General features: G+C 67.9%; 5 protein-coding genes. 4 read left to right on the top strand and 1 reads right to left on the bottom strand.

Annotation, left to right across the window (positions count from 1 at the left end; genetic code table 11):
* Positions 1 to 56: 56 nt before the first annotated feature.
* Positions 57 to 779 carry a response regulator transcription factor gene (locus BW39_RS02660; RefSeq protein ID WP_043819580.1) on the bottom strand — a complete coding sequence of 241 codons (723 nt, stop codon included), beginning with the start codon at positions 777 to 779 and terminating at the stop codon, positions 57 to 59.
* A 100-nt stretch (positions 780 to 879) separates the two neighbouring features.
* On the opposite strand from BW39_RS02660, the gene BW39_RS02655 reads away from it, so the two are divergent.
* The 4 genes from BW39_RS02655 to BW39_RS02640 all read left to right on the top strand — a co-directional run.
* Entirely contained in the window at positions 880 to 1839 is a 960-nt protein-coding gene (locus BW39_RS02655; RefSeq protein WP_013803365.1) for a Bug family tripartite tricarboxylate transporter substrate binding protein, read from the top strand.
* A gap of 216 nt (positions 1840 to 2055) precedes the next feature.
* On the top strand, positions 2056 to 2625 hold the full coding sequence (locus BW39_RS02650) for a tripartite tricarboxylate transporter TctB family protein (protein WP_043819577.1): 570 nt from the start codon (positions 2056 to 2058) through the stop codon (positions 2623 to 2625).
* Positions 2625 to 4139 carry a tripartite tricarboxylate transporter permease gene (locus BW39_RS02645; protein ID WP_012204439.1) on the top strand — a complete coding sequence of 505 codons (1515 nt, stop codon included), beginning with the start codon at positions 2625 to 2627 and terminating at the stop codon, positions 4137 to 4139. Before BW39_RS02650 ends, BW39_RS02645 begins: the two co-directional genes overlap by 1 nt.
* A 517-nt stretch (positions 4140 to 4656) precedes the next feature.
* Positions 4657 to 7514: DUF6531 domain-containing protein (locus BW39_RS02640; RefSeq protein ID WP_043819575.1), on the top strand; the 2858-nt coding region annotated here is incomplete at its 3' end.

The following is a 7514-nucleotide window of genomic DNA, read 5'->3' as shown; positions in this document are numbered from 1 at the left end:
GCTGGGGGAAGACCGGGGTCGCGCATGGGCTTGCGGTGCAGGAATGCGGCAATGCGTCAGGCCGACTCGGCCTTGAGCAGATAGCCCAGGCCGCGCAGCGTGACCAGTTGCACGCCCGTGCCGGACAGCTTCTTGCGCAGCCGGTAGGCGACGACTTCCACGGCCTCGTACTGCACGTCGGACTCGCCGGGAAACACCAGCGCGAACAGCCGCTCCTTGGCCACGGCATGGCCGGGGCGCGCCAGCAGGGCGTGCATCAGGGCAAGCTCGCGGGGCGTCAGCTCCATGATCTCGCCATCGCGGTGGATGGCGCCGCTGGCCTTGTCGTAGCGCAGCGCCCCCATGGCAATGGTCTCGGGCGGTGGCTTGGGCGCGAAGCTGTCGCTGCTGCGGCGCAGCAGGGCGCGCAGCCGGGCCTCCAGCTCGTCGAGGTCGAAGGGCTTGGCCAGGTAGTCGTCCGCGCCGGCGTTCAGGCCCAGCACGCGGTCGCCCACGGTGCCGCGCGCAGTCAGGATGAGCACGGGCGTGCGCAGGCCCTGGCCGCGCGCACGCTCCAGCACCTGCAGGCCGTCCAGGCCGGGCAGGCTCAAATCCAGCACCACGGCGTCGGGCTCGCGCACCAGCCACTGCGCCAGGGCCGAGGGGCCGTCGGCCGCCGTCTCCACCTGGATGCCGCGCCGGATCAGCGTGCGCTGCAGCGTGGTGCGCATGGCGTTGTCATCTTCTACGAGCAGCAATTGCATGGCCCGCACGTTAGCACCGGGCGCGATGCAGGCCATCGCGCCAAGAGCGATCTAGGGATTCCCCTAGGGGTTTGGACAGCCATTTGACAGGTAGCGAACCGATCATCGACAGCCTTACAACACAAGGAGTCAAACCATGCGTCGTGATACTTTTCTGAAGTCGCTGGCCGCACTGGCCGCCGCAGGCAGCCTGCCGCTGTCTGCCCAGGCTGCGGTCGCCGTCAAGATGATGCTGCCGGCCAACCCCGGCGGCGGCTGGGACACCACGGGCCGTGCCCTGGGCAAGGCTTTGCAGGACGCTGGTCAGGCTGCTTCCGTCACCTATGACAACAAGGGCGGCGCCGCTGGCGCCATCGGTCTTGCGCAGTTCGTCAACGGCAGCAAGGGCGATCCCAACGCCATGATGGTCATGGGCGCCGTCATGCTGGGCGGCATCATCACGGGCAAGCCGCCCGTGAACCTGACGCAGGCCACGCCGCTGGCGCGCCTGACCAGCGAATACAACGTGTTCGTGCTGCCCGCCAACTCGCCCTTCAAGAACATGGCCGAGGTGATCGCCCAGCTCAAGAAGGACCCGGGCTCCGTCAAGTGGGGCGGCGGCTCGCGCGGCTCCACCGAGCACATTGCGGCGGCCATGATCGCGCGTGAAGTCGGCGTCGATCCCTCCAAGATCAACTACGTGGCTTTCCGTGGAGGCGGCGAGGCCATCTCCGCCATCCTGGGCGGCAACGTCACCGTGGGCGGCAGCGGCTTCAGCGAGTTCGCCGAGTACATCAGCACCGGCAAGATGAAGCCCATCGGCGTGACCTCGGGCCAGCGCCTGAAGGGCGTGGACGTGCCCACGCTCAAGGAGCAGGGCATCAACGTCGAGATCGGCAACTGGCGCGGCGTGTACGGCGCGCCCGGCATCACCAAGCCCCAGCGCGACGCGCTGGTCGCCATGCTGGAGAAGGCCACCAAGAGCAAGGCCTGGGCCGAGGCTCTGCAGAAGAACGACTGGACGCCCGCGTGGCTGGCCGGCGATGCCTTCGGCGAGTTCGTGGACCAGGAGTTCGCGAGCCTGCGCGCCACCATGGTCAAGTCCGGCATGGTGTGATCGAACGGCTGCACCGGCCTCTTGCGGGGCCGGTGCAGCCACAGGCCCGCACTCCTGCGGGCCACGGCAGGCGCCAGTCGCAGCGCCTGCTTCAAGAAGCGGAAGATGCCCGCGCGCCGCGCCAGCGGCCCGCTGGCCCCGGCGGCTTAATTTTTTCCCCACGTCTGCAGCGGTGGCCGGCCCGGTCGCCGGTTCCGCTGCGGCCAGGAACTGACCATGTCCGAGTCCTCACAACCCAATCCACTTGCCACGGATGCCGCCCAGGCCGATGAGCCCAGCGGCTTTCCCTCGGTTCGCGCGCAGACCATCGTCGGCTCTGGCGTGCTGCTCGTCGCTGCAGGCCTGGCCTTCGGCGCGCTGCAGATCCCTTCCGACTCCGGCTACGGCGGCGTCGGCCCCAATTTCCTGCCCTGGCTATGCGCCGTGGTGCTCGCGGTCTGCGGCGCCTGGCTGGTCTGGGAGGCGCGCACGGGCGGCTACCGCGAAGCCTCTGCCCCTGGCGGCCATCCACGCGCCGACATCGGCGCCTTCGTCTGGGTGTCGGCCGGCCTGATGGTCAACGCCGCACTGATCGGCACCGTGGGCTTCATCGTCAGCTGCACCGTCTGCTACGTGCTGGCCGTGCAGGGCCTGCGCCGTGCTGGCGGCCAGGCCCAGGCGGGCGCACCCATCACCTGGGTCAAGGACGTGGTCACCGGGCTGCTCATCTCGGCGCCCGTGTTCTGGGCCTTCACGCAATTCCTGGCAATCAACCTGCCGGGCCTGACTGAGACGGGGTGGCTGTAATGGAAATCTTTGACGCACTGATGGCGGGCTTCGCCACCGCCATTACACCCGCCAACCTGCTGTGGGCTCTGGTCGGCTGCGCCCTGGGCACGGCCGTGGGCGTGCTGCCCGGCATCGGCCCGGCCGTGGCCGTGGCCATGCTGCTGCCCATTACCGCCAAGGTCGAGGTCACCGCCTCGATGATCTTCTTCGCGGGCATCTACTACGGCGCCATGTATGGCGGCTCCACCACCTCCATCCTGCTGAACACGCCCGGGGAGACCGCGAGCATGGTCACGGCCATGGAGGGCAACAAGATGGCCAAGAGCGGCCGCGCGGGCGCCGCGCTGGCCACCTCCGCCATCGGCTCCTTCGTCGCCGGTACCGTGGCCACCGTGGTCGTCACGCTGTTCGCGCCGTCGGTGGCGGACTTTGCCGTCAAGCTGGGCCCGCCCGAGTACTTCATGCTGATGGTGCTGGCCTTCACCACCGTCAGTGCCGTGCTCGGCCAAAGCGCGCTGCGCGGCATGACGGCCCTGTTCCTGGGGCTGGCGCTGGGCTGCATCGGCATGGACCAGATTTCGGGCGCTGCGCGCTACACCATGGGCAAGATGGAACTGCTGGACGGCGTGGACATCGTGCTCGTGGCCGTGGGCCTGTTCGCCGTGGCCGAGGTGCTGTACGCCGCCATGTACGAAGGCAAGGTCGTCGATACGCAAAACAGGATGGGCCGCGTCCACATGACCGGCCGCGACTGGAAGCGTTCGTGGCCCGCCTGGCTGCGCGGCACCGTCATCGGCACACCCTTCGGCTGCATCCCTGCCGGCGGCACCGAGATCCCCACCTTCCTGAGCTACGCCACCGAAAAGAAGCTGGCCAAGGGTGAGAACCGTGCCGAGTTCGGCACCAAGGGCGCCATCGAAGGCGTGGCCGGCCCCGAGGCCGCCAACAACGCCACCGTGACCGCCGCGCTGATCCCGCTGCTGACCCTGGGCATTCCCACCAGCAACACCACGGCCGTGCTGCTGGGTGCATTCCAGAACTACGGCATCAACCCCGGCCCGCAACTGTTCAGCTCGTCCGCCGCCCTGGTCTGGGCGCTGATCGCCTCGCTGTACATCGGCAACCTGATGCTGCTGGTGCTCAACCTGCCCATGGTGGGCCTGTGGGTCAAGCTGCTCAAGATCCCGCGTCCCCAGCTGTACGCAGGCATCCTGATCTTCGCCACCGTGGGTGCCTACGGCATGCGCCAGAGCGCCTTCGACCTGTTCCTGCTGTACGGCATCGGCGTGCTGGGCGTGATCATGCGCCGCTTCGACTTCCCCACCGCGCCCGTCGTGGTCGGCATGATCCTGGGCCCCCTGGCCGAGGCACAGATGCGCAATGCCGTGTCCATCGGCGAAGGCAGCTGGTGGATCTTCCTGCAGCGCCCCATGTCGCTTACGCTGATCATCATCGTGGCCTGCGTGCTCATCGTGCCGCGCGTGCTCAAGCGCCTGCAACCCAAGCCCTCGCCGGAGGCGGCTGCAGGCTGATGCCAACCCGTTGCTAGCCGGCCCGGCGGTGTCACGCATGGCGCCCCGGGCCCCTGACAGCCCCTGCCTTCCGAGGCAGGGGCTTTTTTTATTGGCGCCCCTTGATGCGGGTCAGCAGGCGCCTCATGCCCATTGCACCAATGGCATGGGAAATTTATCAATATGTCCTTCCATTGGTGAGGCGGCATTCAATTGCTGATGTATCCAAGATAATCAATTTGCTTACATTTATAAGAGGAGTCTGACGCATAAATCAATTGCGCCATTGCCAGTGGCCTGTCTATGATTCCCGCTCATCGAGAGAGGGAGCCGTCCGTAGGACGGTTGACACAATGACACGACCATTTGCCATCCGCACGCCATGGGGCGAGCCACTGCATTCTCATGAAATGCCTGGCCATCAGAGAATCCGCCACTGTTTCCATCTACCCGGAATGAGGCAATGTGAAGCAATTGCCGCCCTGGATACAGCGATACAGTGCGACTGCGCCATCAAGTCCACTCAGGAGAAATCTGCATGAGTGGCCAACCCGCAGCCCGTATCACCGACAGCGTCGTCAAGGGCAAGATCGTCACCGGCTCGCTCACCGTGCTCATCGGCAGCCAGGGGGGCCTGGCCTGCTCCGTCTGCCCGGGCGGCATCACCGTCAGTTCCCCCGTCAACCCCCAGCTGGGCGCCAAGGTCCTGTTGGGTGCAGAAGACCTGGACTTCGCCCTGCCCTCGGCTGCGCTGCCCGTGGCCTGGCAGCGCCAGTACAGCAGCTACGTCAACCCCGAGCACGGCGCGGCCTGTGGCCTGCTGGGCCATGGCTGGCACCTGCTGCAGGAGCTCAGCATCCGCCTGCAGGACGAGGCCACCTTGCTGCTGGACGCCAGCGGCCGCGTCATCACCTTCGACCAGCCCCTGGTGCCGGGCGGCCAGCTGCACAGTGCCAGCGAAGACCTCTGGCTGCTGCGCGGCGGCAGCCCGGAACCGGACGGCGGTACAGCGCCTTGGGCTGCGAACCCACGCTGGTCGCATGTGGAGCAGGCACTGGTGCGCAACCCGCAAGCCATCCTTGCGGTCAGCGGCGATGGCGACACGCTCTGGGGCTTTGGTCCTGCGCCCGGTGAACCTGTCGATGGCCCTTGGCGCCTCATGGCCCAGATCGACCGCTTCGGGCGCCGCCAGCTCTACCACTACAGCGACGGCACCACGCCCGAGGCCGGCCACAGTGCGAGCAAGGACCCCATCCCCGCAGGCCGCCTGGTCTCGCTGAGCGACGGCACGGGCCGGCGCTACCGCCTGCTGCACCAGCGCATCCATGGTGGCAGGGATGCGCAGGGACTGAACGGACTGTGGGGCGCCGACGACGGCTGGCGGGTCACAGGCGTGGACCTCACACAGGACCCGTTGCACCCCCTGTCCACCCCCATCGCCCTCGTGCGCTACGGCTACAGCAGCGCAGGCGACCTCATCACCGTCCACGACCGCGCAGGCCAGCTCGTGCGCGAATTCGAATGGGACCACCACCGCATCAGCGCCCACCGCCATGCCAGCGGACCCTGGCACCGCTACCGCTACGAGAGCGCCCAGCCCGGCGCCCGCGTCATCGAGCACAGCAACCAGGAAGGCCTCAGCTACCGCTTCGACTACCTGGCCCAGCCCCCGGGCCCCGACGGCCAGCCGCGTGCCGCCACCCGCGTCAGCGACAGCCTGGACCGCATCGAGACCTACTACTTCGAAGGCGCAGCGGGCCTGTCGCGCCTCATCGCCCACCACAAGGCCGATGGCAGCCGCTGGCTGCAAAGCTACGACAGCTTCGGCCGCCTGGCTTCGCGCACCGACCCGCTGGGGCGCAGCGTCCACCTCAGGCGTGATGGCCAGGGCCGGCTCATCGGCGTGCAGCTGCCCGACGGGCGCAGCACCCAGCAGGAACACGACGAAGCCACGGGCCGCCTGCTGCAAAGCACTGACCCGGCAGGGGCCACCACCTGCTACGAATACGACAGCTGGGGCCGCCTCACCCAGATCACCCAGGCCGACGGCAGCACCGAGCGCTACCACTACCCCGACCCCAAAGAAGCGCCACTCATCTGCGACAGCCCCCGGCGCATCGAAGACGCCCAGGGCGGCAGCAAACAGCTGGCCTGGAGCGACGCGGGCCAACTGCTCAGCTACACGGACTGCTCGGGCCACAGCACGCACTACCACTACGACCGCTGGGGCGCGCTCATCGAAGTGGACAACGCCCTGGGCCAGCGCCAACGCCACCAGCGCGACGGCCAGGGCCGCATCGTGGCCAGCGAACTGCCCAACGGCCAGATCGAGCGCTACCACTACGACAGCGCAGGCCACCTCACGCGCATCGATCCAGCCCAGCCTGCGGGCACCTCCAGCGAAACCCAGACCGCAGACCCCAGCATCCACCTGCGCTACGACCTCTGGGGCAGGCTCATCCAGCGAACACATGGCGGCCTCACCCTGGCCTTCGAATACGACAGCGCCGGCCGCCTCCTGCGCCTCGTCAACGAGAACGGAGCGCAAAGCCGCTTTGCCTGGGACGCACTGGACCGGCTCGTGCAGGAAGAAGGGTTTGATCAGCGGCTGCAGCGCTACCGCTGGGACGCGGCAGGCCAGCTCATGCAAGCCACGGATGGCAACGCCGCGCAGCAAAGCAGCAGCCACTACCGCTGGGACGAAGGCGGGCGATTGGTCGAACGCCAGCTGCCCGCCACACCCCATGCGCCCGCACAAACCCACCGCTACGAATGGGATGCCTCCGGGCGCCTCACGGCCGCCAGTGTCTGGCAACACAGCACCGCAGACAACGACAACGGCCTCATCGCCCAACTGCAAAGCCGCATAGCACTGGAGCGCGACGCCCTGGGCCGCATCACCGCAGAAGTGCAGCAGCTGTACCTGCCCGGCAAGGACGGGGGCGGGAACGGGGGCGCAGAGCAGATCGAATACGAACACCGCATCGCCCACAGCCTGGATGCGCTGGGCACACGCCAGCACAGCCAGCTGCAAGGCCTGGGGGAGATCGCCTGGCTCACCTACGGCTCAGGCCATGTGCACGGGCTGCAGCTCAACGGAGCCAGCCTCATCGACTTCGAGCGCGACAGCCTGCACCTCGAAGTCCGCCGCAGCCTGCACCCACCCACCCCTGCAGCAGATGCGCAAAACCCTCTGCAGGTGCAACGCCAATGGGACAGCCTGGGCCGCCTCACGGCCCTGGGCACCACAGGCCTGCAAAGCACGGAAGGCAGGGACCACCTGGTCCAGCCCCTCATAGGCCAGATCCTCGGCCGCCGCTACCACTACGACAGCCTGGGCCAGCTCGTTGCCATCGAACAGGCCGGCGCCCCGGGCCAGGCCGCGCAGCTGCTGCG

The organism is Delftia sp. RIT313, assembly GCF_000632165.1.
GTDB classification, from domain to species: Bacteria; Pseudomonadota; Gammaproteobacteria; order Burkholderiales; family Burkholderiaceae_C; genus Comamonas; species Comamonas acidovorans.
The sequence above is the reverse complement of the archived record's forward strand: the minus strand, read 5'-3'. Positions and strand labels throughout refer to the sequence as shown.